Annotated in this window: 19 protein-coding genes and 4 pseudogenes; 13 read left to right on the forward strand and 10 right to left on the reverse strand. The window is 46.5% G+C overall.

What is annotated here, in order from left to right; translation table 11 throughout:
- Positions 1 to 216: 216 nt before the first annotated feature.
- Together EII32_RS02075 and EII32_RS02080 are read right to left on the reverse strand one after the other, a co-directional pair.
- Positions 217 to 1404, reverse strand: coding sequence for a MalY/PatB family protein (locus EII32_RS02075; RefSeq protein ID WP_125233812.1), 1188 nt, complete (start codon positions 1402 to 1404; stop codon positions 217 to 219).
- Between the two features lie 119 nt (positions 1405 to 1523).
- A complete protein-coding gene (locus tag EII32_RS02080) occupies positions 1524 to 2369 on the reverse strand; it encodes a DUF3737 family protein (RefSeq protein ID WP_233582288.1) in 846 nt (281 codons plus the stop codon).
- Positions 2370 to 2590: 221 nt separating this feature from the next.
- Here EII32_RS02080 and EII32_RS02085 point away from each other — a divergent pair, with 221 nt between their 5' ends.
- Both EII32_RS02085 and EII32_RS02090 read left to right on the forward strand, forming a co-directional pair.
- Positions 2591 to 3898 (forward strand): inositol-3-phosphate synthase, encoded by a 1308-nt coding sequence (locus EII32_RS02085; RefSeq protein ID WP_125233814.1) that lies wholly within the window; start codon positions 2591 to 2593, stop codon positions 3896 to 3898.
- Positions 3899 to 3903: 5 nt separating this feature from the next.
- The gene (locus tag EII32_RS02090; RefSeq protein WP_125233815.1) at positions 3904 to 5601 is read left to right on the forward strand and encodes a GH25 family lysozyme; all 1698 of its coding nucleotides are present in this window, start codon (positions 3904 to 3906) and stop codon (positions 5599 to 5601) included.
- 389 nt (positions 5602 to 5990) lie between these two features.
- Here EII32_RS02090 and mobV read toward each other — a convergent pair whose 3' ends face one another.
- The 3 genes and pseudogenes from mobV to EII32_RS02110 all read right to left on the reverse strand — a co-directional run bounded on the left by mobV (position 5991) and on the right by EII32_RS02110 (position 10064).
- Positions 5991 to 7247 (reverse strand): MobV family relaxase, encoded by a 1257-nt coding sequence (gene mobV / locus EII32_RS02095; protein WP_125233816.1) that lies wholly within the window; start codon positions 7245 to 7247, stop codon positions 5991 to 5993.
- 329 nt (positions 7248 to 7576) lie between these two features.
- A pseudogene (locus tag EII32_RS02105) lies at positions 7577 to 8518 on the reverse strand (toprim domain-containing protein).
- A gap of 355 nt (positions 8519 to 8873) precedes the next feature.
- Entirely contained in the window at positions 8874 to 10064 is a 1191-nt protein-coding gene (locus EII32_RS02110) for a VapE domain-containing protein (protein ID WP_125233817.1), read from the reverse strand.
- Between the two features lie 80 nt (positions 10065 to 10144).
- Between EII32_RS02110 and EII32_RS02115 the strand changes: the two genes are divergently transcribed.
- The 10 genes and pseudogenes from EII32_RS02115 to EII32_RS02160 all read left to right on the forward strand — a co-directional run bounded on the left by EII32_RS02115 (position 10145) and on the right by EII32_RS02160 (position 15064).
- Positions 10145 to 10414 (forward strand): hypothetical protein, encoded by a 270-nt coding sequence (locus EII32_RS02115; protein WP_199741378.1) that lies wholly within the window; start codon positions 10145 to 10147, stop codon positions 10412 to 10414.
- 252 nt (positions 10415 to 10666) lie between these two features.
- Positions 10667 to 10945: a helix-turn-helix domain-containing protein gene (locus EII32_RS02120; protein WP_125233818.1), complete on the forward strand. Its 279-nt coding sequence runs from the start codon at positions 10667 to 10669 to the stop codon at positions 10943 to 10945.
- A 2-nt stretch (positions 10946 to 10947) separates the two neighbouring features.
- The gene (locus EII32_RS02125; protein ID WP_125233819.1) at positions 10948 to 11235 is read left to right on the forward strand and encodes a helix-turn-helix domain-containing protein; all 288 of its coding nucleotides are present in this window, start codon (positions 10948 to 10950) and stop codon (positions 11233 to 11235) included.
- Between the two features lie 135 nt (positions 11236 to 11370).
- Positions 11371 to 11964, forward strand: a complete 594-nt coding sequence (locus EII32_RS02130; protein WP_027326194.1) for a type 1 glutamine amidotransferase family protein — start codon at positions 11371 to 11373, stop codon at positions 11962 to 11964.
- A 13-nt stretch (positions 11965 to 11977) separates the two neighbouring features.
- Positions 11978 to 12703: a class I SAM-dependent methyltransferase gene (locus tag EII32_RS02135; protein WP_125233820.1), complete on the forward strand. Its 726-nt coding sequence runs from the start codon at positions 11978 to 11980 to the stop codon at positions 12701 to 12703.
- A 10-nt stretch (positions 12704 to 12713) separates the two neighbouring features.
- Positions 12714 to 13064, forward strand: a pseudogene (locus EII32_RS12755) (VOC family protein); the annotation flags it as partial.
- A 78-nt stretch (positions 13065 to 13142) separates the two neighbouring features.
- Positions 13143 to 13601, forward strand: a pseudogene (locus EII32_RS12760) (DUF2867 domain-containing protein); the annotation flags it as partial.
- Positions 13558 to 14001: a GNAT family N-acetyltransferase gene (locus tag EII32_RS02150; RefSeq protein WP_125233821.1), complete on the forward strand. Its 444-nt coding sequence runs from the start codon at positions 13558 to 13560 to the stop codon at positions 13999 to 14001. The pseudogene EII32_RS12760 and the gene EII32_RS02150, both read left to right, overlap by 44 nt.
- Positions 14002 to 14003: 2 nt before the next feature.
- Positions 14004 to 14618: a DNA alkylation repair protein gene (locus tag EII32_RS02155; protein ID WP_125233938.1), complete on the forward strand. Its 615-nt coding sequence runs from the start codon at positions 14004 to 14006 to the stop codon at positions 14616 to 14618.
- Between the two features lie 2 nt (positions 14619 to 14620).
- The gene (locus EII32_RS02160; protein ID WP_185711556.1) at positions 14621 to 15064 is read left to right on the forward strand and encodes a GNAT family N-acetyltransferase; all 444 of its coding nucleotides are present in this window, start codon (positions 14621 to 14623) and stop codon (positions 15062 to 15064) included.
- A 65-nt stretch (positions 15065 to 15129) separates the two neighbouring features.
- Here EII32_RS02160 and EII32_RS02165 read toward each other — a convergent pair.
- Together EII32_RS02165 and EII32_RS02170 are read right to left on the reverse strand one after the other, a co-directional pair.
- A pseudogene (locus EII32_RS02165) lies at positions 15130 to 16292 on the reverse strand (tyrosine-type recombinase/integrase).
- A 5-nt stretch (positions 16293 to 16297) separates the two neighbouring features.
- Positions 16298 to 17527, reverse strand: coding sequence for a site-specific integrase (locus tag EII32_RS02170; RefSeq protein ID WP_125233822.1), 1230 nt, complete (start codon positions 17525 to 17527; stop codon positions 16298 to 16300).
- 584 nt (positions 17528 to 18111) lie between these two features.
- Between EII32_RS02170 and EII32_RS02175 the strand changes: the two genes are divergently transcribed.
- The gene (locus EII32_RS02175; RefSeq protein WP_125233823.1) at positions 18112 to 20259 is read left to right on the forward strand and encodes a M3 family metallopeptidase; all 2148 of its coding nucleotides are present in this window, start codon (positions 18112 to 18114) and stop codon (positions 20257 to 20259) included.
- Positions 20260 to 20341: 82 nt separating this feature from the next.
- Here EII32_RS02175 and EII32_RS02180 read toward each other — a convergent pair whose 3' ends face one another.
- The 3 genes from EII32_RS02180 to purL all read right to left on the reverse strand — a co-directional run bounded on the left by EII32_RS02180 (position 20342) and on the right by purL (position 25425).
- Positions 20342 to 20917 carry a chromate transporter gene (locus tag EII32_RS02180; RefSeq protein WP_125233824.1) on the reverse strand — a complete coding sequence of 192 codons (576 nt, stop codon included), beginning with the start codon at positions 20915 to 20917 and terminating at the stop codon, positions 20342 to 20344.
- 132 nt (positions 20918 to 21049) lie between these two features.
- Entirely contained in the window at positions 21050 to 21595 is a 546-nt protein-coding gene (locus EII32_RS02185; RefSeq protein WP_125233825.1) for a chromate transporter, read from the reverse strand.
- Between the two features lie 38 nt (positions 21596 to 21633).
- Positions 21634 to 25425 carry a phosphoribosylformylglycinamidine synthase gene (purL, locus tag EII32_RS02190; RefSeq protein WP_125233826.1) on the reverse strand — a complete coding sequence of 1264 codons (3792 nt, stop codon included), beginning with the start codon at positions 25423 to 25425 and terminating at the stop codon, positions 21634 to 21636.
- Between the last annotated feature and the right edge of the window lie 82 nt (positions 25426 to 25507).

Raw genomic sequence — 25507 nt, forward strand, 5'->3', positions numbered from 1 at the left:
AAACAGGCGAAATTAATCGTCATTATGGCACAAAAAGGAAAAAGGAAAAACAGGAGACGGGAAAAGATACGGCAAAAATAACGTTGAAGGATAAAAAACAAGCCCCCCGGCGTGCGGATACATGAAAACACAGTCATGTATCAGGCACGACACAGGGGGGCATATTAGTCCGGCGGAGGAATGTTTTTCCTGCCGACCTAAGGAATAACAGGGTATTTACAAGGATTTAAGTCCGCCGATCATCCTCTTCAAGCCTTCGGCGAGAATCTCCCTCGGGCATGCAAGATTGATGCGCAGGAAAGCCCTGCGACGTTCGCCGTAGCATACGCCATCGCAAAGCCAAACCTTGTGTTCGTTGAAAAGGTAATCCTTTATTTCGGTAGATGTTTTTCCAAATGCCGAGCAATCCACCCATGCGAGGTATGTCGACTCGTGTGGCGACACCCACAGTTGCGGAAGTTCTTTCTTGAACAGTTCGACGAGGTAATCGTAATTGCCCTGTATGTAAGCGTTGAACTGTTTCAGCCAATCTGCTCCTCCATCGGTGTATGCCGCCTCTACCGCGACTATTCCGAACGGGTTTACGTCGCAAGTCTCGAAGATGTTCACGGCTCTGTCTATGCGGTAGCGGAGATCCGGGTCTGCCACTATTATGTTTGCGGTCTGCAGTCCTGCAACGTTGAAAGCCTTTGATGCCGCCACGCAGGTAACGCTGTTTTTGAGGAAATTCTCTCCGAGCGATGAGAAAGGAATATACTTGTATCCTTCCGAAACGAACTCGCAGTGTATCTCGTCGGAAACCACCAGTACGTTATTCTTGAAACAAATCTCCCCGATACGCTCAAGTTCCTCGCGTGTCCAAACCCTTCCCGAAGGATTGTGTGGGTTGCACAGCAGGAAAATCCTTACTTTCGGATCCTCGCATGCTTTTTCAAACGCTTCCCAGTCTATTGTGAAGGCATGTTCGTCTTTACCGTTCTTTTTCTCATCAAGCAACAGAGGCAGTTCTTCAACGAGTGCGCCCTGATTTGTTATGCTCGAATAGAAGCAGTTGTATATAGGTGTTGTCATCAACACTTTGTCTCCGGGCAGCGTCAATGCGTGTACTATTGCCGATATTGCCGGAACTACTCCGATTGTTATTATAATGTGTTCCCGCTTCCAGCCCTTTGCTCCGTGCCGTCCTTGGAACCAGTTGATTACCGAGTCGTAATAACTCTGTGGCACGAGTGTGTATCCGAACACCTCGTGGTCGAGCCGTTTCCGCATTGCCTCGGTTATCCCCGGATACACCTTGAAGTCCATGTCGGCAATCCACAAGGGCATTACTTCTTTTCCTGCTTCGTCCCATTTCACGCAGTTCGAGCCGCGTCTGTTGATGATTTCGTCAAAATTGTAGGTCATAGTATATGTTTTAAGGTTTTATATTTTTGTTACTTCCTTGCTACATTGTTGCCACATGCAAGTCGGTCATTTTTCGGAAACATCGTATCATTGCCACGCTCCGGCGTTGTTGTCTGAGGCTATTGCCTCAGTTTTATTATGCAGTCTGCCGGTTGTTTCACAAAATCGTCTATTGTCACTTTCCCCACCCGGTCTGCCGTTATGACACCCGTTCTCGGATTTTTTATCTCGGTTATTCCTCCCACAATGTCTGCCTGCACCTCAGAGTCTTCGAAAACGCGGTCGCAGTCTTCTCCGAAAGTACATTCCTCGAGTACCAATTTCTGTGCATAACACAATGGTTGCTCTCCCGTTATTCGGCATCTCACGAGACGCACGTTTTTGGAATGCCATGCGAGATACTCTCCATTTAGTTCGCTGTCGTATATAGTGACATTCTCAACCTCCCAAAACGAGTCTTTGGTGGTTATCTTTGCGTTGTGCACCTCTACGTTTTTGCAGTATTGGAACACATATTTCGAATCGCTTATCAGTCCGTCCACATATACATTTTCGCAGAACATGAACGGGTAAGTCCCGTCGTGCAACGTTACATTTTTAATCTTCAGATTGTTCACTTTCCAGAAAGTCTCGTCTGCATCGTTGAATACCACGTTCTCCACGGTTACGTTATTCATCTCGCGAAACAGTTTCGGTGCATCTATCACGCAATCCCTCATAACCATGTTGTCCGAATACCATATTGCCGAGCGCGATCCCGGCTCGAAGTGGCATTTTGTAATCAGCGACCCATCAACGTGCCACCACGGGTATTTCCCTATGAATCGGCAGTTGTCTGCCTCAATATTCCGGCAGCATTTTATTCCCGACTCCCCTTCGGTTATAGTAACGTTTTCGAGTCGTGTGTCATGTATCCCGAACAGAGGTCTTTCTCCTCCGAATTGCAGTCCTGTTATCGTCTCCACTTTATATTGTTTGTTATTCGTGTGCAAAGTTACAACAAATAAAACAAAAACCTTGTACCATTTTTCCATATTAATGTTACAAAATTCCGAAAAACCGCCAGTGCGTATGCTAAAAAAACATAAATAGACATACACCTTAAAAGTTTTTATTAATTTTGTAAAATTGATTGTGAACAGAATACTTTTAGAAACACATAAAAAAATATTAAATACAATTAAAGATGAAACAGCATAATGTTATGCCGGCCGATGGCAAATTGGGAGTAATGGTGGTTGGCTGCGGTGCCGTATCCACCACGTTCATTACCGGTGTCCTCATGGCGCGCCGCGGGCTTGCCAAGCCCGTAGGTTCTATGACGCAGTACGACAAGATTCGTGTAGGCCGCGGCAATGACAAGAAATATCTCGGTTACGGAGACATCGTCCCACTGACAAAACTCGAAGACATCGAGTTCGCCACATGGGACGTTTATCCGCAGAACGCCTATCAGGCCGCGATGTATGCCGAAGTACTCAATGAGAAAGACATAAATCCCGTTCGCGACGAACTGGAGAAGATTGTGCCGATGAAGGCCGCTTTCGACAAGAATTATGCCAAGCGCATCGACGGCGACAATGTGAAAGGCTGCAAGACACGCTGGGAAATGACGGAAGCGTTGCGCGAGGACATACGCAGATTCAAGACCGAGAAAGGTTGTGCGCGCATAGTGGTAATATGGGCTGCATCGACAGAAATATATGTTCCCGTGAACGAGAACGTGCATGGCACGCTGGCAGCACTCGAAAAGGCAATGAAAGACGATGACCGCGAACACATCGCACCCTCTATGTGCTATGCTTATGCCGCTCTATCGGAGGGCGCACCATTCATAATGGGAGCACCGAACACCACGGTGGATATTCCCGCTATGTGGGAATTGGCAGAGAAAACCCACATGCCAATCTCCGGAAAGGATTTCAAAACCGGTCAGACATTGGTAAAGAGCGGTTTCGCTCCCATAATAAGCACTCGCTGCCTCGGTCTTAACGGTTGGTTTTCAACCAATATTCTCGGCAACCGCGACGGTTTGGTACTCGACGAACCGGAAAATTTCCGCACAAAAGAGGTTTCGAAACTCTCCACGCTCGAAACGATACTTAAAGCCGATGTGCAGCCGGATCTCTACACAGACTACTATCACAAGGTGCGCATCAACTACTACCCGCCGCGCAACGACAACAAGGAAGGGTGGGACAACATAGACATCTTCGGATGGATGGGCTATCCTATGCAGATAAAGATAAATTTCTTGTGCCGAGACTCGATACTTGCCGCACCGCTGCTGCTCGACCTCTGTCTGCTCAGCGACCTCGCAGCACGCGCCGGACGCTACGGCATACAGCGTTTCTTAAGTTTCTTCCTGAAATCGCCCATGCACGACTACACTCGTGGCGAAGAAGCGGTAAACAATCTCTACCAGCAATACACAATGCTGAAGAATGCCATACGCGAAATGGGAGGGTACGATGCCGACGAGGAGATTGACTAAGATTGATGACAATTAACAAGATTACGAATTCACGACGCATACTGAAATGGTCGTGGATTCTTTTATCGGTTGCCATATTGACATGGGTGGCATGGTTAGTCATGCCCATGACGGAGAGCCAGCGAGAGCGCAACAAGGTTGATATTGAGTATCAATCGTGTTATGCACTGACATCGGGCACAGACACATTATTATATATAGGAGAACTCTCAGCCGACTGGACGCGCACCAACTTGTCAACAGAAAATGAAAAACAAGCGGCAAGGAATGAAACATTCGGTGGGACGTGGCACAACAAATACCTACTCATACCATCGTGTTGCGGACGCATAGTGACATTCAACCCCGACTATAAGGCAGACAGTTTGCTGAAAATTGCGAACGACACCCTGCCGAAACTTGTCAAACGACAAGAAAAACTGCTTGCCGGGAAAAGCGAAACTCTCAAACGGACATTGAACGAGTTGCTTTATTTTATGCGTGTCCACAGTGTGACCAACGACGGATACCACGTCGTGGCAGCACATTATGCAGAGGTGGCAGCCGACAAAGAACGCACAGACCGCGCACTCGCAGCATTGCAATCTGCCGTAAACAAACCGCTGCAAATGAGCATCGTTCAACACTTTACTGCCATACATAAGGACAATGAGGGGAAAACGCAACGATACGGATGCGATCTCTTGAGAAGTGACAAGCCGAAACTTCTCTGCACCATACAAACACACAACCGCACAAAGCCCGTAAATGCTTATGCCAACCATGCCGGCAACCCGGGGCAATATACCGAGAAGCCTTTGCCGAAATTCACATATTATGGCAAAATATCAAAGGGGAAGCGCAACGGACATGGGATATATTCAGACCGTGCGGGAAACTATTACGACGGTTTTTGGGCAGACGACATGCGCGAAGGGTTCGGATGTTCGGTGGATTCGGCAGGAAACGTACGCGTGGGACTGTGGAAAGCCGACCGCTTTCGCGGAGAACGCATGAACCATACACCGGAACGCATCTACGGAATCGACATCGCACGATACCAGCACGAAGTTGGAGGCGGCGTTTACCCGATAGCATGGAACAGGCTGCGCATAACAAGTCTTGGGGAAAAAACTCCGAAAACCATAACCGGTAAAGTAAACTATCCAGTATCGTTCGTATTCATAAAGTCCACCGAAGGCGTAACGATACGAAACAAATACTATGCCGCAGATTATCTCGGAGCGCGGAAAAACGGAATACGCGTCGGCTCGTATCATTTCTTCTCAACGAAAAGTGCCCCAGAGGAACAAGCGATGTTTTTCCTGAGAAACACAAAGTTCGGGAAAGGCGACTTGCCTCCAGTGCTCGACGTGGAACCGAGCGATGCGCAAATAGAGGCAATGGGAGGAGCAGACATTATGTTTTCGAACATAAGGAAATGGATGGGTATCGTTAAGAAAGCAACCGGAATACGACCTATATTATACATAAACCAAATGTTTGTAAACCAATATATGCCGCTTGCACCAGATGTTGCGGCAGGATACGAGGTATGGATTGCACGTTACAACGAGTTCAAGCCCGACATGCACCTTGCTTTCTGGCAACTCGGCTACGACGGAAGATTGTCGGGAATACGCGGAGACGTTGACATCAATGTATTCAACGGCTATCGCGACGAGTGGGAAAACTATTTGAAGAGAAGGACGATTGGAGGATAAAGATATTGAAAAACCGATGAGTTAAAACAATAGTATGCCGACTTGTCTTTTACTTATATTACAATCATCGATAAAAGATGTTGTCTTAACTAATGAACAAACTAATTTCTTGAAATACAAACATTCCATCCTAAAAGATTTTTTGCTTGCGAACTATCTCGTTGGATAATAGAGTGTTACCATTTAGGGATAGATGGATAGGTAACGATTTAGAAATGAGCGGAGTGCATTGAGGCACATTGTTTTGAATAGCCAAAGAACGCTCACTTTTACTGCTTGCAAAGGTACACATTTGCGAGGGAAAGTGAGCGTTCTTACGTGATTTTCTTCTTAAAAAGTTTTATCGGGACTGAAATACAACTATGAAATGAAAAAGTATGCGTATTCATTTACAACCGATGCGAGCGGTTACGATTGATGAGTTGTTTCCATCTCTGTTCGCACCAATCGGTAATGGGAAGCCCGTTAATAGTTAGGAGTGGTCGTTTCTTCTCATCCTTGATGATACGGATTTCGCTGTCCTCTTCCGTGAACTCTCTCTTGTATAATCCCGAATAGGCTTTAGCCGTTCCTCGTTGGGGAGTCTCTGTGCGATACATCTCCGCTATTCTGTCGTCAGAGAAATCCATCTTTCGGAGCATCAGACGAATGTTCAGCAATTGATAGAAGCCATTGAAAAAACGTTTTATCCAATTCCGCTCTTCCTCATAAACCTGCACGGTTTCTTTCAATTCGGCAATGGCTCTGTCTCTTCCCTTGACCGTGTCCTGCAAGAGTACCACCTCCTTTCGGATTTCATTCTTCTCCTTTTCCGAAAGATACTGTTGCCGTTTGGCTTCCTGCTCCAAGTCTGCAATACGCTTCTCTGCCTTGTCGAGTTCGGGGTTCCCAAAGAGGGAGTACAGCGTGCCTTTCATTCGGAGTTTGCCTGCCTGCTTCTCCAGCTCCTTTATCTTGGCTGTGAGTTCCGCCTTTTGAGCTTCCTTCTCTTTCGTAGATTTGAGAAATTCCTTGTAATACTCCATCGTGGTGCGGTGCTTGTCTTCCGAGCCGTGTACGCCCCGTTCCAATCCGAAACGCTGCACTCGCTTGGCATAGTCCGTTTGATACTGCTCCAGCTTCTTGGGCGTAAGCACATCATCGGCACAAAGCCGTACCTTGTTTTTCTTCGTCTTGTACTTCCGCTTCCCATTCTCGGCTTCCTCTTTGGCTTTCCGTCTTTCGCCCGTGACAATCGGGACGACCGTGGCGTGAATATGGGGCGTTTCCTCGTCTGCGTGGAGTGTGGCAGCGACCACGTTGTCCGCCCCGAAAGTGGAGCGAAGCCAATCCATCGATTCATCACACCACTCGTACAGGCGTCCTTCCTGCTCTATGCGAGCCATATCCTTTGGTGAGCTTGACAGGATAAAGCGTAAGGCTTTGACTTGGTTCTTTGCTACCTTTCGGTAGATACCGGCTGTGGCGATGCGATGTTCTATCGCTTCGCTACGGTTGGTCACATTTGCAGGGAATTGCACCAATTCCCTGTTCAGGTGTGTGCGAGAAGGATCGACGTTACTCGGGGTATATGTCCGCGCTATATGAGCGGTATTTCCCGAGTCGTTGCTTCTCGCCTTGTCTATATGTAATACGGCGTAGCCCATTGTTTGAAGATTGATTTAGGGGTATCCAAAGGGGCGAAGTCCCTTGGCTCAGAAGGGTATTTTTAGCGATAACGGAGTGCAGCGTGAAGAAAATACCCTAATGAGCTATGGCATTTCTCGAAATGTCCGCTCCGCCCTACTCGTACTTCTTTCTTGTTGCGTTGCATTCTGTGAATGCCTGCACGCTTTGTTTCTAAGTTGGCTCTGCCAACTTGCGGTTCTGAGGAACTGCCGTAGCTATCGAAACAAAGCCGTTTATTCGCATACATTTCATTTCCTGCATCTTTGAATACCTGATGATAGAATGATGTTGTTTGCTCTGTTTTGCCTTATCGTCTAAGTCCTCGTTTACGAGGTGGTATCACCTGTTTTTGCCCTGTTCTTTGGGCAATGTGGTACTCATTGAGGTCTTTTTATCGGGAATAGTGTCGGCTCATATCCTCTACCTTGATGCCTGCTGAGCAAAGAGTTTGGAGAGCTTTTCGTCCTGCTTGGTCGTTGTCAATGAAAGCTCGAACGGAGTCGATGCCGTTCTCGTGGAGATAGGCGATGACTCGTGGCAGATTGCTGACGGAGTTCAGGACAAGGCTAGGGGCGGTTTCTTTCCCTTTCATTGTGAGATAGGAAAGGATGTCCATAAAGCCCTCGAAGAGACAATGAGAGGCGTTGTTCGCTTTTCCTGCAATCACAGATATATCCTTCGGAGCGATTGTGCCCTTGAATGTCTTGTCGTCCCGAAGTTCATACCCTCCTGCTCGATTGGCAAAACCGATGGCAGAATACTCTCGTCCTCCTACTTCGTAGCGAATATGACGGAGATAGGGACTTGCCACGGCAAGGTCTATCTTGCGTACCTCTCGAAGATAGTTTTGCAGATACTGGGGCAATTCTTCGCTGATGAAGAGAATACGCCTTACATTACTTGGTCGCTGTTCACCTCTTATCTGTTCTGTGTGAGTTTCACGATGAAAGGAAGAGGAAGCGAGGGTTATCGCTTTTCCTTCGGCAAGATGCGCCATTGCTTCGTAGGCACTGCATCCTTGCATCTTCATCACAAGGTCGATGATGCTTCCGCCTTGGCTCGTGCCGTAGTCGTGCCACAGATTTTTCCGAAAGTCCACTTTCAAGCTGGCGTTGTGGTCTTCTCTGTAGGGTGCGTGACAAAGGGCATAGCCATTGTACCGCTTGACAGGCTCGATACCGTAGGCGTGCAGATAATCCGCTATCGGTATCGCCTTGATGTATTGTAGGTCGTAATATTCGTTGTTCATTGCTGTTATCGTTGGATTTGGATTATTCATTTGTTCGTTATTTCATTGTTTTCTCTTTTTGGAATTTTCCCCTTTTCATCTTACTACCCTTCGACACTCGGATAAGTGATTGACAGTGAAAGAGAAAAGTGTAACACTTCATTCGGATTTATCCTTCTACATCTCCTGTCTACGCTTTTCCTCATTCCTTCTGACGTAGAAGCGTAGAAAGATGGTAGTAAGCTGTGTTGCAAGATGAATACCTCCTGCAATCCTTTCTCTTTCATCGTATTATCGGTAGTTGTAGTAACGTAGTAAGGAGAATAGGAAAGAAAAGAGAAAGGGGTATTGCAAAGGAGTGGGTAACAACAGAGTGCTATGGCGGTTGCTCGGGGTAAACCTTACGGACGGCATAGACATACACAGGATTGCCGTTTATCCTGCGACACTCCCTCGTATAGCCTGCCTTTCGCAAGGCTTCACCCATCCGTTTGGTGGAGAGCGATTGTCGGGTATAGCAGGAGAGATATCCCACTATCTCCGAATTGGTCATATAGAAGCGTTTCGTTGCAGTCTCCGCTTCCGTGGGAAAGGTTAAATAGCGGAGCAACAGTTCCATCTCTGTCGTATAGACTTGGAAGGCTTCGCTGTTCCTATGCAACTCGGCAATCTCTTCATCATTGAACCAATAGCGAAACCCTTCATTCAATCGTGTCTTGGCTTCGCTGTAAACGGCATCCATCGGAATGCTCTTGGCTCGGACTATATCTATTGCCAATACTTCAAAGGGCAGGAAGCGTCTGCTCCCTGTCGGGTCGGTGAGGAAGTCATTGCCATTGACCGAAGCCACGAAACTTGCCAAATGAGGTCGCTCCTCAATGTGCTTCTCGTAAGGCATACGGTACTTCACCTGCGGACAGGTGATAAGGTTCTTCAGTTCATTCTCGTCCCGTTTGTTAAGGGCTTTGAGCTGGTCGTCAATATTGATGATGAGGTTTTGCCCGATAAGGCTCAACACGTCCTTCTCCTGTGGGTATATCTTCCCTGTATAGCGGTAATCGGAGAGAGCAGGCGGACAGAGCAAATCAAGGAATGAGGTCTTGAACTTGCCCTGCTCGCCTGTCAGCACAAGGCAGGTGTGATTGCGACATTGCCTATCGTCCATTACATTGGCGACCACTGCCACCAGCCACTTGGTGAGGTATTCTTTCCACTTCTCAAGATTGGTTACGCTCACGCAGTCGGAAAGGGCGGTGATAGCTTCCGCATTCCCTTTCGTCAGCGGTAAGGCTTGGAAATAGGCTTGCACGGGATTGATGCGTGGTGAGAAATCGCTTTCGATGATGCTGTACAGGTTCTCGGGTGAGGTCTGTACATCGGCTTCCTTGTCCAAGGCTCGTTTAAGGGTATTGATGCGGTAGCGATCTATGGCTGTGTAATCACCCATCCCTCGAGGACGGTACTCCGCTCGGCGCAACACGGTGTTGTACCGAAACTCGTAGCGAGCCGAAAGGAACTCTTCTATTTGGGCATTCCTGGAGGGGTTGTCCTTCTCTTCTTTTTTCATTGTTCGTTCTTCTTCTGTTTGCTTGATTTTGAACTTTCATCCGAAACAGGATGCTGAAACCAAGTTAGAGAGGCGAACAGGTGAAGCCAAGCCTTGTGGCGTTGTTGCATCGAGGTGCTGCATATTTCTTCGGCAAAAGGAAAGGATACCTCATATTTTCTCCTCAAAAATCAGAAAACGACAAATGGAAGAACGGGAAACGCTACCCGAATGGCTGTATCGGATTGCATGCAGATGCATGCCTTTGCCTTTTCGATGAAAGCAGAGGGAAAAGCCTAAAAAGACAGGGAGGAAGATTCTCTCTAACAGAGCCACTTCATACCATTTCGACGCCGAAAGTATCCACTTAACAGGAATGGGGTAAACAGTATATGCAGGTTCGTTATTTTCGCATCGAAACAGGATTTTTTCCCTCGGAAGGAATGCGGGGGAACAGAGAGAAATGGCAGGGAATCCCTTCTGAAAACAGATAGGTTTTACCTATACATTTGCCTGCAAGTTCCTGCTATTTCCCTTGCTTTCATCAGGTCATTGAACAAGGATCTCAGCTGCATACATTTGCACAAAAAAGAGAAAATAACAACAATTAAAACGATATTGATATGAGATTTACAGCCATCGACTCCTCCGCTTGGGAGGAACAGAAAAAGAGCATCGAAGAGTTGGCTCTTTGTATGAGAGAACATTTCGGGACGAAGCCCGAAGTCCCCGACCTGTTGCACAATGGGGACGTGTGCCGAATACTGAACATAAGCAAGCGAACGCTCCAGCACTATCGGGATACTTCCGTATTGCCCTTCATTCAAATCGGGCATAAGTGCTACTACAAACGAGAGGATGTGGAAGCACTCCTCGAAAAGTCGAACCGAAAAATACAATGACTATGGAACACGAAATCATAAATAAAGAAACGCCCGAAATGAAACAACTCATTTCGGGCATTCAAGAAGTAAGCAAGCGTATTCGGGAAATTGCCCAAACGCACCGTCCGCTGTTCGGGGGAGAAATCTATCTCACGGGGAGATGGGTATGCGAACGCCTTTTCGTCAGTCCTCGCACCTTGCAAGACTATCGGGACAAGGGCATTATTCCCTACACCCAAATCGCAGGGAAAATACTCTATCGTCTCTCCGACATCAACAATCTACTGCAAGAGAACTATCGGAGATAAAACATTCGCAAGAAGTATTTTCTTGCAGTTTTCTTCGCCTTTCTAGTTATGAATGGGTAACTTTGCAGGAGTAATCTTCACGAAGGGGTTGAAAGAACTTGTGGCGAAGTTATCAAATTCAAAATACATTCATCAATGAAACAGAAAGTTTTATTTGTCTTGTTAAATGAATACACAGACTGGGAAGGGGCTTTTCTCTCCACGGCTCTTCATGTAGGTGTAATACCGGGTGGTGAAATAAAGTACGAAGTGCATACCCTTGCCCCGACATCGGACGCAGTCCGTTCCATAGGTGGTTTCAGGACATTGCCCGACTATTCTTTCGAAAGCATGCCGAAAGATTATGCAGCCTTGGTACTTATCGGTGGCAACCGATGGGATTCGTCCGAAGCGAAACTTGTCGCACCATTGGTGCAGGAGGCTTTGGATAAAGGTAAAATTGTAGGGGCGATATGCAACGGTGCTTCTTTCTTGTGTTCACACGGTTTTCTGAACAATGTAAAACATACAGGCAACGGTCTCGACCAACTCAAGCACTGGGGCGGTACAGGTTACACTAACGCAGAAAACTATGTGGAAGCACAAGCTGTAAGTGATAAGAATATCGTTACGGCAAACGGTGTAGGACATTTGGAATTCACCCGTGAAATGCTCCTGTTGCTGAAAGCCAACAGTCCCGAACAGATAGATGCTTGGTACGATTTCTACAAAAACGGATTTGCGAGATAATAGATAATTGCGTATGGAAAAGAGTTGGGAAAAGAATTTATCCGTACATATCAGCAGAACGATTAGTCCTGACGGAAGAGACACGTTTGAGTCCACACAAGCATTGAGCGAACGGATGTTTGAGTTTGCAAGTGTCAAGAATGGAGATAGATTGTTGGATTTGGGGTGTGGCTGGGGAAAATCCCTGCAACCATTCGTTCCTCATTTTCTATCCGCTCTCGGAATAGATACGAGCCAAGAGAATATTGCACAGGCAAAGGATACTTATAAGCACTATGATAATGTTTCGTTTCAGTGTGGTAGCATTCAAAACCTGGAACTGTCGGCAGAAAGCGTGGATTTAATCATTTCCTCGCTCGTTCTGCATCAAGTGGAATGGAATGAGCAGGAAAGACTGTTTGAAGCCGTGAAGCAGGTGCTGAAAGCAGATGGCGAAGTGATAATGGCAGATGAAATTATCTTGTTCAATCCGGACGCATCTCCCGAAAAGTTTAATGAAGTCTATCGCTATCTGTTGGAACATACCACCCCGAAAGAAGTGTATGAAAATCATATCAAACCATATCTGCAAGAGGGACATATCTATACTTGGCAGGACATGAAAGAGAATACGCCTCCTGAATATTGGTTCCACTCTATCGAAGATTTGAAAACGACATTGCAGAAAGTCCGTTTGAAACTTGTGGAGGTTCAAGAAATAACCCCGTTTTTCGGTCTGCTCAAAATCAAACATCAATAATATCAAAAGAATGAAACCGAGAAAGATATACGCCTGTTGGATTTATGTAAGTGATTTGCAAAAGTCAAAGCAATTTTATCAGGACATGGGCTTTGAGGTTAAACTAACAGATGGAGATTGGATAGAGTTTGATTTAGGTGAAACTTCATTCGCTATCTTGAAAAGACCTGCACACAAAGGTGATGTAGTTGCAAGCAAAACAAGACTGATGTTTGAAACTGACGACATAGAACTTGTATATGAAGAATTAAAGAATAGAGGAGTAAAGACAATCGGAGAAATAAGAACAGAGCCTTACGGCAAGTTGCTGACCTTTGAAGCCCCCGACGGGCATTGGTTGGAATTTTACCAAAGACTTCCTTGTGATGAATCAATTAAAATGGAACTGCTGACCGACAGCAATAGCCTTATCTCCAAGTACATTCCATATGATTATACTGATTCCTACGTGAAAACCGTTTCATGCCGGGAACCGATAACCGCAGAACAGGTTTTCGATATGGCATTTAACCGATCTTCGCATTGGGTAAAGATGTTGTACCGATTGAGAAATTGTTTGGTAAAACCACTGAAGCTTGATACCGACAGTGGCGTCCGCAATATGATATGCGAGAAGGAGACGAATGAGATGGTTTTCGGCAAAGCAGACAAACATCTCACTTTTCACGCATCTTTGCTATGCGGCAGATATTTCAACGGCAGGCAGGAACTTCGGATAACAACGGTGGTAAAGTATCACAATGCGTTAGGAAGAATCTATTTCTTCTTTATTCGTCCGTTCCATATCGTTATTGTAAAATCTCTGTTGAAGAAGATCGAAAAAAGCATTCTGACAATTTCAAATGAAATATACGATGAAAATAAAAAGAATTGCCAAAAACAAGAAACAATTTCTTGATTTATTGCTGTTAGCGGACGAACAGGAAAATATGATTGACAAGTATTTGTCGTGTGGAGACTTGTTTGCCTTATACGATGATGACTTGAAAAGCATTTGCGTTGTAATGCCTGTAAGCAGTGATACCTGTGAATTGAAGAACATAGCGACATACGAGCAATATCGGGGTAAAGGTTACGGTAGGAGATTGATAGATTATATTTCCGATTTCTACAAAAAAGACTATAAAGCAATGCTTGTCGGTACTGGTGAAGTTCCTGCAATCCTATCGTTTTATGAAAGCTGTGGTTTTAAAAAGTATCATCGAATAGAGAACTTTTTCACGAACAATTACGATCGTCCAATTTTTGAGGGAGATATACAACTCGTAGATATGATTTACCTTAGAAAGGATTTATGACAATAGGAATAGACAATATCTTGAACAAGATACAGCAAATTGAACATGGCTTTCAGCATATCCTTGATGGGGCTGACGAAATATTTTCTACACATTCAAAGGAACAATGTTTTGAACTTGCACTCACGTTGTTTGAACATGAAGCCTATCAAGCCCGAATGTTAGCAACAACTATATTGGGCAAATTGGCAACAGAAGATAATAACGCACTTTGTTTTCTGAAAGAGCGAATAAGCGCCGATGAGAATTGGCGTGTGCAGGAAATGCTTGCAAAGGCGTTTGATGAGATTTGCAAACATAGAGGATATAAAGCGTCTTTGCCACTCATCAAAGAATGGATAACTAACGATAATCCCAATGTTATCCGTGCTGTAACCGAGGGATTGAGGATTTGGACAAGTCGCCCATACTTTAAGGATAATCCTTCGCTGGCTATTGCTCTAATCAGTAAGCACAAAGCACATGAGAGTGAGTATCTTCGGAAATCTGTTGGAAACGCTTTAAGGGATATAAGCAAGAAATATTCAGAATTGATACGGCAAGAAGTGGAGCAATGGGACTTATCTAATCCTCGAATTATGTTTACCTACAAACTTGCAACTAAACTACTAAAGTAGATATGACCATAGAGTATTTCCCCTCCAATAAATCACGAACAGATGAACTTATTGATTCTTTGATAAGTGTATGGGAGAGAGCTGTTCGAGCAACTCATCTTTTTCTAACGGAGCAAGATATTCAGAATCTTATTCCTCACGGTCGAAGAGCATTGAGTGTGGTTGATTTGTTTGTCGTGAATGACAATGAATGCCCCATTGCGTTTATGGGTATCTCGGACGACAAGATAGAAATGCTGTTTGTTTCGCCTGATTATTTCAGAAAAGGTATAGGGCAACGACTTATTAGACTTGCCATTGACGAATGCAAAATACGCTATATTGATGTAAACGAGCAAAATCCCAATGCACTCACATTTTATCAGAAAATGGGATTTCAAGTTTTTGAGAGAACTGAAACGGATGAACTTGGTAATCCTTTTCCAATACTTAAAATGAAACTATAAAGAGAAAGAGTTTGCTCCTTCATCAGGAATAAGCTCTTTTCTACACCAGTCTACACACCTTATTATTACATCAATCTCTCCATATCCCTTGCAATCTTTTGGTCGGTGATTTGGGCGTAGATTTGCGTGCTGGCAATGGACGAATGTCCCATCATCTTGGCGATGCTCTCTATTGGAATGCCTGCTTCCAAGGTCAGCGTGCCGAAACTATGTCTTCCAACGTGGTAGCCCAGCGGAGTACGAATGCCACACGCCAACCCTACAGCTTTAAGATAGGTAAGCAGTTTGCCCTTACTTATCGTATCGGGGAATATCTTGTAATCTTCCTTGCTCTTCTCCTTGGTGTAGAGTGAGAGTATCTGCTCCGCTATCGGATGCAGGGGTATCAAACTCTCCTCTTCCGTTTTCTGTCTTGTCTTGCGGATATATCGCCTCCCATCGTTATTCGTTTCGATTTGCGAAGCTCGCAGACTCTGTAAGTCGGCAAATGCTAAACCCGTAAAGACGGAGAAAAGAAACATTCTTCGGCTTAGTTCCGCCCCCTCATCCTGCAATGGAAATGCCAAGAGCTTTGCCACATCACCTTTGCTTAGGAAACGAGGTTTACGCTCCACGGCTTCATACTTCCCCTCTTCAAATGGATTAAAGCGTATTGTCCCCTGACCGACGGCTCGATACATCAACCGACTCAACCAACAGAGATGCTTGTTTATCGTTGCAGGAGCATAGCCCTCCTTCTTCAAATAAAAACGGTAATCATCAAAAAAGTCTATCGTTAGAGCCGTTAGGGGAATATCCTCTTCGCCACAATTTCGCACAAAAGCATTGAGCTGTTTATCGGAACTTCGATTGTTGCTATACGTTCCCTCACTCTTGCTTTCTCTTTGGGCATTGAGTTCCTCTGTACTAAGGGCAAGAAGTGTCGTTGGATTCCGTCCGATGCCTTGTAAGTAGTTCTTCAGAAGCTCGGCACTCACTGCTCCATATTTGTAGAGCAAAGTATTGTAACCTTGTTCGATTTCCTCCCGAAAGGTTTTCAGGCGTTGATTGGTTTTCTTGTCCGTTGTTTCTCCTCGCTTCACACACCAACCGTGGGGAACAATGCTTTCGCCTGCGGTTATTACCACGTTTGAACCATCAATAGTAATACGACAAAGGATGCTGTCGTGCCGTCTGCTTTCGTTTTATTCTTATTGATATAGAATAGAATTTTGAATGTACTACGCATAAGTCTTATAGAGTTAAGGTTAAGTTTTCGGTGAAAGAGAGAAATCGCTCGAATTCATCGAAGAGCTTTTTCGGGGTGACGTGGGCGTATCGCTCGGTCGTTTGGATGTTGCTATGCCCCGACATTCGGCTAACCGTTTCGATGGGAACGCCTCGTTCCAAAGTAATCAAGGTCGCAAAGGTGTGGCGACCAACGTGTGCCGAAAGGGGAATAGAGATGCCAGCCCGAAGCTGTAAGGCTTTGAGTTGGGTAAGATAAGCCGAATAGGCAATGGGAGCAAAGAGCGTGGTTCGTTCGTCAGATTGATAATGCTCTATCAAGTGTATGGCTTCAGGAAAGAGCTTTACACGACAAAGCGTATCAGTCTTTTGTCTGCGGAACTTCAGCCATAACGCCCCCTCATCGTCCGTAAAGAGAAGCTCCCGACCAAGGGCGACCATATCGCAATAGGCGAGCCCCGTAAAGCAAGAAAAGAGGAAGAGATTGCGGGCGGTTTCCAACTCCACTTCATAAGGCTCAAAAGCCAACTCCTCTAATTTGTTCAGCGAGGCTCTGTCCAAGGCACGAGGTTGTTTATTCTCACCTCGTTCTATCTCCACGTGGACGAATAGTTGTCGTTCGGTTAGTCCTTCACGATACGCCAAACGGCAGACTTTCTTCACCGCCAAAGCCATCTTACGATAATGACCTTGCGAATGTCCCAGCTTTCCAACAGAGTAATGTTGCAAGCACTCCAAAAAATCTTCTTCAATCTGACCGAAAGAAATATCTGTCGTGTGGTACTTCTCGCTGATAAAGGCTTGTAAATGCTTACGAGTAGTGTAGTAACTGTTTAAAGTCGTCGCCTTTATTTCTATACCCACCTTTTGCTCCATCTCCTTGACCATTCGGTCGTATCGCTCCAAGAAGGTAATTTGAGTTTGCATACTTCCTTGGAACTGCTCTTTGATATCTGTCGCTGTAAAGACAATCCCTCGCTCACAAAGAACTCTATAAGCCGACTGTACCGAGAGAAGCAAGCGTTCCAACTTGCCATTCGTTGCCCCTGCTTCACGGCTCTTGCCGTTCAGTCTGCTCTCACGAGCATTCCACAACTTGGGATCGCATGAAAGCTTGCAACTAAATTGGGCTATTGTTCGCTCGTAGGTTATCCGCCCCATGATCGGTGCTTGCCCCGACTTGTCCAATCCGCTCTTTTTCAGGTAGAGCAAAACCTTGAATTTTTCTTTTTGCATACGCTTCTGTTTTTATGGGCAAAGTTACCCGTTGTCGAAGCGTTTTCAGCTACGCAAAGCATTGTAATACAAAGCATAAGCATCGTGATAGAGAAAAGACTAGTTACCGAATAGTCTTCTGTCAGTTACCTTCTCCTACCTCTTCGTTACCATTCGAGGAATGGACTAACGATTTGGTAACGGAACTTCTGCATAAATCCACATCTTCTGCACTTTACCCCTCTGTGTAGAACATAGAGAAATACTGCAAATCCCTCTCATTTCCATTCACTTACCTATCATTTTCTCTCTAATACCCTTTCCGCTGATAGTTCCATGTAATAAGAAAAAACGAACCTTGAAGTAAAAAGAATATTAACAATACAGCACCAAACCCAAAATACAAGAACTTGATTAACCAAAACTTAACGCAGACATCAGGGATATACAAGAACGACATGTTGGCATCAGAGAAAATAATCATCATGAATTATGAAGATGATTATCCATTAAACACGTGTCTTGTCATATATAGTTAAAAAACAAAAAAGTATTATTTATATCACTTTTTATTCATATTTTTGCACATTATTAAATATAAAACTATGAATAACAAATTGAGAAAAACATTGTTGACAACCGGACTTGCTTCGGCTGTGATGATGGCATCAGCCGCTTCGACAGGCAACAACGGTAAAGGGAACGTCACCGACGGAAATCCCCTGATGAACAAGAGCGTGCTGCCCTATGGAGCACCCGATTTCAAAATCATCAAAGAGACCGACTACCTGCCGGCTCTGAAAGTCGGAATAGAACAGAAACGAGAGGAAATTCGGAAAATCGTTGACAACAAGGAAAAGCCCACTTTCAAGAACACCATACTCGCATACGAGATGAGCGGGCATCTGCTCGAACGTGTATCGAATGTGTTCTTCGCACTTACAAATGCCCACAAGACTCCTATTCTCGCTCAAGCGGAAAACGAGGCGATACCACTGCTTACCGTATTGGAAAACGAAATATCGTTCAACCAAAAGTTCTTCGAACGTGTTAAATATGTATATGACCACGAACGAAACACTCTGAAGGGCGAAGACAAAAAACTGCTTGACGAGATATATAAGGGATTTGTACGCTCGGGGGCACTTCTTCCTGCCGACAAAAAAACGAGAATGGAAGAGATAAACAACCGCATAGCAACACTTCAACAAGAATTCGGCAACACACTGCCCGAGGCTACAAACGAGGCTGCGGTATGGGTGGAAACACGCGAGGAACTTGCAGGATTGAGCGATGCAGACATCGCACAATGTAAAAAAGACGCGGAGAGCCGCGGAGCAAAGGCTCCTTATTGCATAGTGATAGTGAACACAACACAGCAGGCGATACTTGCAAACCTCGACAACCGAGACCTGCGACGCCGTGTGTATGAGGCTTCCATACATCGCGCAGACGGCACGGGCAAATACAACAATTTCCCTGTTATCGCAGAGATTGCGAAATTGCGTGCAGAGAAAGCCGAACTAATGGGATATAAGAACTATGCCTCATACTCGCTGGATGACACAATGGCAAAAAACACCGACAACGTGTATGCTTTCCTGAAGCAACTCATAAAAGAATATACTCCGAAAGCAGAAGCCGAGACAAAAGCAATAGAGGCTTATGCCCGCAAAACAATGGGCAAGGATTTCACACTCGAACCTTACGACCGCTTCTATTATTCTGCCAAGATGAAGAAGGAGCAGTTCAATTTCTCCGATGATGAGGTTAAACCGTATTTCGACATAGACACCGTTCTCTTCAAAGGAGTGTTCTATGCCGCAGGCAAGGCTTACGGACTGACATTCAAGGAACGTAAAGATCTGCCTACATATCATCCGGACATGAAAGTGTTCGAAGTAATAAACAATGACGGCAAGCCGATGGCTCTTTTCTACTGCGACTACTTCCGCCGACCGACAAAGCGCGGAGGTGCATGGATGAACGCTTTCGTAAAACAGAGCCGGCAGCGCGGACAACTGCCCGTTATATATAATGTATGCAACAGTGCGAAAGCACCCGAGGGACAACCCACTCTCCTTACTTGGGACGAAGTTACAACAATGTTCCATGAGTTCGGGCATGCTCTCCACGGAATGCTTTCCGATTGCCACTACAACACGTTGAGCGGGACATCGGTTGCACGCGACTTTGTGGAGATGCCTTCGCAATTCAACGAGTCGTTTGCGATTGTTCCGGAGATATTTGCAAACTATGCCAAACATTATCAGACAGGCAAGCCGATGCCGGAAGAACTGAAGAAGAAGATGACAGAGTCGCTCAATTTCCATACGGCATACGCATTGGGAGAGAATCTCGCAGCAACTTGTGCCGACCTCGCATGGCACTGCCTTGCCGCTTCGCAAGTACCGACGGCAGACAAGGCAAAGGATTTCGAAGCAGAGGCACTGAAACAAATAGGACTGTTGAACACTCAGATACCTCCGCGTTACCACACGTCATATTTCAATCATGTATGGGGAGGCGGTTATGCAGCGGGCTATTATAGTTACCTTTGGAGCGAGGTGCTTGCCGTGAACTGTGCCGACTATTTCAAAAAGCACGGTGCACTTAATCCTGCCGTGGGTCAGGCTTTCCGCACAAAGATTCTTAGTCGCGGCAATACCGAAGACTTGATGAAGATGTTCAGCGACTTCACGGGAATGAAATCGCCCGATGCCGCTGCATTGCTCAAGGCACGCGGACTATAAAGGGAACAAGTAATGTAACAAAAACAAGTGCCGAAAGTAGCATAAAGACTTATCGGCACTTGTTTTCTTTTAAGTATATTTCTTAATATAACAACAGTAATCCGGCGAAACCGCTGTATATTATCATTCTTATAGGATTAATCTTAACGAACTCTGTACCCACGAAGCATGCCGCGAATAGTGCCACACTTATCCAAAAACGCCACGGTGTTTCAGACGGAGTACCGAAATTTCCGGGGGTAACAAGCATCAGCGTGGCGGCTCCCAGCAGCCCCACCACGGCAGGACGCAGACCGATAAAAACACTTTTCACCATCGGTGTGTCCATGTATTTAATAAACATCTTGCTTATCAATATCATCATTATCAGAGAAGGAAGCACCAATGCAAATGTGGCGGTGGCACTGCCCAATACTGCCATCACGCCGCCGTAGCCGGCATTCTTCACGGCTGCATAGCCGCAGTAGGTGGCAGAATTGATGCCTATCGGTCCCGGTGTCATCTGACTTATTGCCACAATGTCCGTAAACTCGCTCATCGTAAGCCATTCGTGAGTGCGCACCACTTCGTTCTGTATCAGCGACAACATGCCGTAGCCGCCGCCAAAACCGAAGAGACCGATTTCGAAGAAAGTTATGAAAAGGTATAAGTATATCATATCTATTTATGGTGTGACGAGATTCTAAGATTGAGAGTTTCAAAGAGATTTATTAAAATTTCTCCGTATCTATTGTGATACATTGAGAGATGTTGATATTTACCGTAAAGGATATTGCCCAATGTCCAACGGTTACTCCGTAGGTTTTATGTACTTGCCATAGATATATCCGCATATTCCGGCAGCGATCAGTATTATTATCGGCGAAACACCGAGAACATAGATTGCCAGTGCGCAGGCAATGGGAATCCAACAGTTGGACAGAGTTATTTTTGCACTCTTGGCAAGGTTGAACGTAGGCACGGCAATCAATGCCACCACCGCAGGACGTATCCCGTTGAATATCGAGGCGATAATCTTATTGTCTTGAAACTGATGGAAGAACAGCGCGATGAGCAGTATTATAAGGAACGAAGGTAGGGCGGCACCCGCCGTGGCACATACGGCACCCTTGGTACCGCGCAGTTTATAACCTATGAATGTGCTGATATTCACGGCAAACACCCCCGGTGTGCTTTGAGCGATGGCAATGAGGTCGAGCAATTCTTCCTTATTTACCCATTTATGCTTGTCCACCACCTCTGTTTCGATGATTGGTATCATGGCATATCCGCCGCCGAATGTTACCGCGCCGATTTTAAAGAAAGTCTTGAACGACTCCAAATAAACATTGTTCAAACCCACTTACCCTATTGATTATGTTTAATTTCTGAAACTCAAATCCGCCGCTCTATCCATTTGCGCGCATTGACAAAAGCCTCTATCCACGGCGTAACCTCGTCGTTGCGACGGTCGCGCGGATACCATGCGTTCTGCCAAGGGAATACGGCACGCTCAAAGTGAGGCATCATTGCGAGGTGACGACCATCCTTTGAACAGATGCCTGCCGTGTCATAGTCGCTTCCGTTTGGATTGGCAGGGTATCCGTGATAGTTGTATTTCGCTATGATATTGTATTCGTTTTCTGCTTCCGGAAGAGAGAATTTGCCCTCGCCGTGTGCCACCCATATACCGAGTTTGTTGCCGCTCAGCGAACCGAGCATTACACTTTCGTTCTCAGGTATGGCGAGCGACACGAAGCAACTCTCAAACTTACGACTGTCATTATGCAGCATTCGTGTCCGATTTTCGCGCTTTCGCTCACGTCCTTGCTCCTCCAACAATCCGAGTTCCACCATCAACTGGCAACCGTTGCAAATGCCGAGCGACAGAGTATCTTCGCGTTTATAGAATCTTTCGAGAGCCTCCTTCGCTTTGGGATTGAAAAGGAAAGCACCTGCCCAACCCTTGGCACTGCCGAGAACGTCAGAATTCGAGAACCCTCCGCAGAACACTATCATATTTATTTCATCGAGTGTCTCGCGCCCGCTGATAAGATCGGTCATCATGACATCCTTCACATCAAAGCCCGCGAGCCATAACGAGTATGCCATCTCGCGCTCGCCGTTCGTGCCTTTCTCGCGTATTATCGCAGCCTTTGCTTTTTGCAGGTTTTGCACTACGCCTCGTGTGTTGCCCGCGCTTCTTTCTTTTCTCAACGTTTCGAGTCCGTACTGCTCCAACATGCCGGTAAAATCATCATTGAATTTCAGTTCCAACGGCTGGTTCATATAATTCCTTGCACGTTCGTCGGCACATCCGTTGAAACTCTGACGACGGTCGAGCAGATGCGAGGTTTCATACCAAACATCGCGCATTTGGTCTATGTCGAAACAATGGCAGAAAGTGTCTTTACAAACCACAATGTAACGCGGCATGTCCGGTTTCCCTATGGGAGCATAGCATATTCCCGACTCGTCAAGAATATTCTCCACCGTCTCCGTGTCGCAGTCTGCCACCTGAATAACCACTCCCGGGTTTTCGGCAAACATTATCTTCACGATGTCGCCGCCGCCGAAACCTCCGAGGTCGATGTTCATTCCACCCTCACGGTTGGCGAACGTCATCTCAAGCAATGTCGTTATCAGTCCTCCTGCACTTATGTCGTGCCCTGCCATTACGAGGTCTTTTTTTATCAACTCCTGCACGGCATTGAACGAGTTGCGGAAATATCCGGGATCTTTCACCGTCGGCACATCACTTCCCACCTTGCCGTGTGTCTGTGCGAAGGCACTGCCGCCGAGGCGTTGTTCGTCGTAAGAAAAATCGATGTGGTACAACGTTGTGGCTTTGTCGTTCACCATTACGGGCGACACCACTTTCCTTACGTCTGCCACCTCGCCTCCCGAACTTACTATTACCGTTCCCGGTGCGATGATTTTTTCGCCGTCGGGATATTGCTGGCTCATGGACAGCGAGTCTTTTCCGGTCGGCACGTTGACATTCAGTTCGCAGCAGAAATCCGAAAGAGCCTTCACTGCCGTATATAATCTTGCGTCCTCACCTTTCTGCGAGCGGCACGGCCACATCCAGTTTGCCGAAAGCGACACGCTGTCAAGACCATCTTCCAACGGTGCCCACACTATGTTTGTAAGCGACTCTGCCACCGACAGCACACTGCCTGCCGCAGGATTTGCGAGTCCTGCCTGCGGTGCATGTCCCAACGCGGTGGCAATACCTTTCACGCCGCGGTAGTCGAGAGCCGCCACGCCGCAGTCGCTCAACGGCAACTGCAACTCGCCCTGACACTGTTGCCGCACCACTTTACCCGTTACCGAGCGGTCAACCTTGTTGGTGAGCCAGTCTTTGCACGCCACTGCCTCGAGTGACAACACACGCTTCAATAAGAGGTCGAGATTAATCGTGTTCTCTCCGGCATAACTTACATTCTCATATTCTCTCACGACAGTCTCGTCACGCATAACGGTAACGGGCGAGTGCCCGAACATCTGCGCCACATCGAGGTCGAACGGTTTCGTGCCGTCGCCCTGACGGAAAGAGAAATGTGCATCACCGGTTGTCTCGCCCACCACATACAGCGGTGCTCGTTCGCGCTCGGCAATTCGGCGCACATGGTCTATGTGTTTCTCATCGATGAGCAACCCCATGCGTTCCTGACTCTCGTTTGCTATTATTTCTTTGGCAGACAAAGTCTTGTCACCTATCGGCAGTTTCGTCATGTCAATCTCTCCGCCACATTCCTCCACAAGTTCGGACAAGCAGTTGACATGCCCCGCACTCCCATGGTCGTGAATGCTTACAACGGGATTCACCTCCTCTTCGCACAGTGCTCTCACAAGATTGTATACACGCTTCTGCATCTCCGGGTTGGCACGTTGTATTGCATTCAGTTCTATGCCGTTGCCGTATCTTCCGGTATCCACCGACGATACCGAGCCGCCACCGAGGCCGATGCGGTAGTTGTCGCCGCCAACCACAACAATCTTGTTACCCGTCTTCGGTTCTTTTTTAAGGCAGTCGCGCTTTGTGCCGTACCCCACTCCGCCTGCAAGCATTATAACTTTGTCGTAAGCATATTTCTCGCCGCGTTCACTATGTTCGAAAGTAAGCACGGAACCGGCAATCAGCGGCTGCCCGAATTTATTGCCGAAATCCGAAGCTCCGTTCGATGCCTTTATCAGTATCTGCCCCGGTGTCTGGTATAGCCATTCGCGCACGGGCAGCAACCGCTCCCATGTTCTTTCATCGTTTGTTCTTTCTTTGTCGTCCAATCTCGGATATGCCGTCATGTAAACGGCAGTGCCGGCGATGGGGCACGACCCCGTTCCTCCGCCCATGCGGTCGCGTATCTCGCCTCCCGTACCAGTTGCGGCACCGTTGAACGGCTCCACCGTGGTGGGGAAATTGTGCGTTTCCGCTTTCAACGATATTACGCTTTCTATCTCCTTTACGCGGAACCAATCGCTCATCGATTGGTCTGCCGGTGCGAACTGCTCTACCACGGGACCCTGCGAGAATGCCACGTTGTCCTTGTATGCCGACAGAATTTTGTGCGGATTCTCCTTCGTTGTTTTCTTTATCATACCGAACAGACTCGACTCCATTTCCTTGCCGTCGATGACAAACCTGCCTCCGAAAATCTTGTGACGGCAGTGTTCGGAGTTTATCTGTGCGAAACCGAACACCTCGCTGTCGGTAAGCGGACGCCCGAGTTGTGCCTCCACCGTGTGCAGATATTCCATTTCAGCAACCGAGAGTGCCAGTCCTTCTTGTTCGTTGTATTCCTCAAGATTTCCGACATGCCTTACCGGCTCCGGCTCGTGTTTAACGGTGAACACCTCCTGATCGAGATTTTCATACATGCGTTGCAGCATTTTGTCGTACCCGGCGGTGTCGTCGGCCACGGGGAAAAATTCCTCTATACGCATTATGCCGCGGAGATTCATGTTCTGCGTTATCTCCACGGCATTGGTACTCCACGGAGTAATCATCTCGCGCCGCGGACCAACGAAGAAACCTTTCACCGTTTCCTGCGCCCTGCCATCTGTCGAAAGCAGTTCGGCATCGCCGTACAGCCAACACAGTTTTTCTATTTCCGGAGTACTCAACCGGTGGTCTGTCTCAGTCGCAATGATGCTCGTTGTCGGGGTTTTGAAGAAAAATATCATATTCGGTAAATAAATATACTTTGTTCATCTAATGCTGCAAAGGTAAGCATTTTTTTCTTTTTACTCGCAACCGACACACAAA

Source organism: Prevotella sp. OH937_COT-195 (assembly GCF_003932845.1).
In the GTDB taxonomy this organism is placed as follows: Bacteria; Bacteroidota; Bacteroidia; order Bacteroidales; family Bacteroidaceae; genus Prevotella.

Bases quoted from the DNA above. Each gene is read 5' to 3' on its own strand.
- EII32_RS02075 (WP_125233812.1), bottom strand. From the start codon at position 1,404: ATGACCTACAATTTTGACGAAATCATCAACAGACGCGGCTCGAACTGC.
- EII32_RS02085 (WP_125233814.1), top strand. From the start codon at position 2,591: ATGAAACAGCATAATGTTATGCCGGCCGATGGCAAATTGGGAGTAATG.
- EII32_RS02090 (WP_125233815.1), top strand. From the start codon at position 3,904: ATGACAATTAACAAGATTACGAATTCACGACGCATACTGAAATGGTCG.
- mobV (WP_125233816.1), bottom strand. From the start codon at position 7,247: ATGGGCTACGCCGTATTACATATAGACAAGGCGAGAAGCAACGACTCG.
- EII32_RS02110 (WP_125233817.1), bottom strand. From the start codon at position 10,064: ATGAAAAAAGAAGAGAAGGACAACCCCTCCAGGAATGCCCAAATAGAA.
- EII32_RS02120 (WP_125233818.1), top strand. From the start codon at position 10,667: ATGAGATTTACAGCCATCGACTCCTCCGCTTGGGAGGAACAGAAAAAG.
- EII32_RS02125 (WP_125233819.1), top strand. From the start codon at position 10,948: ATGGAACACGAAATCATAAATAAAGAAACGCCCGAAATGAAACAACTC.
- EII32_RS02130 (WP_027326194.1), top strand. From the start codon at position 11,371: ATGAAACAGAAAGTTTTATTTGTCTTGTTAAATGAATACACAGACTGG.
- EII32_RS02135 (WP_125233820.1), top strand. From the start codon at position 11,978: ATGGAAAAGAGTTGGGAAAAGAATTTATCCGTACATATCAGCAGAACG.
- EII32_RS02150 (WP_125233821.1), top strand. From the start codon at position 13,558: ATGAAAATAAAAAGAATTGCCAAAAACAAGAAACAATTTCTTGATTTA.
- EII32_RS02160 (WP_185711556.1), top strand. From the start codon at position 14,621: ATGACCATAGAGTATTTCCCCTCCAATAAATCACGAACAGATGAACTT.
- EII32_RS02170 (WP_125233822.1), bottom strand. From the start codon at position 17,527: ATGCAAAAAGAAAAATTCAAGGTTTTGCTCTACCTGAAAAAGAGCGGA.
- EII32_RS02175 (WP_125233823.1), top strand. From the start codon at position 18,112: ATGAATAACAAATTGAGAAAAACATTGTTGACAACCGGACTTGCTTCG.
- EII32_RS02180 (WP_125233824.1), bottom strand. From the start codon at position 20,917: ATGATATACTTATACCTTTTCATAACTTTCTTCGAAATCGGTCTCTTC.
- purL (WP_125233826.1), bottom strand. From the start codon at position 25,425: ATGATATTTTTCTTCAAAACCCCGACAACGAGCATCATTGCGACTGAG.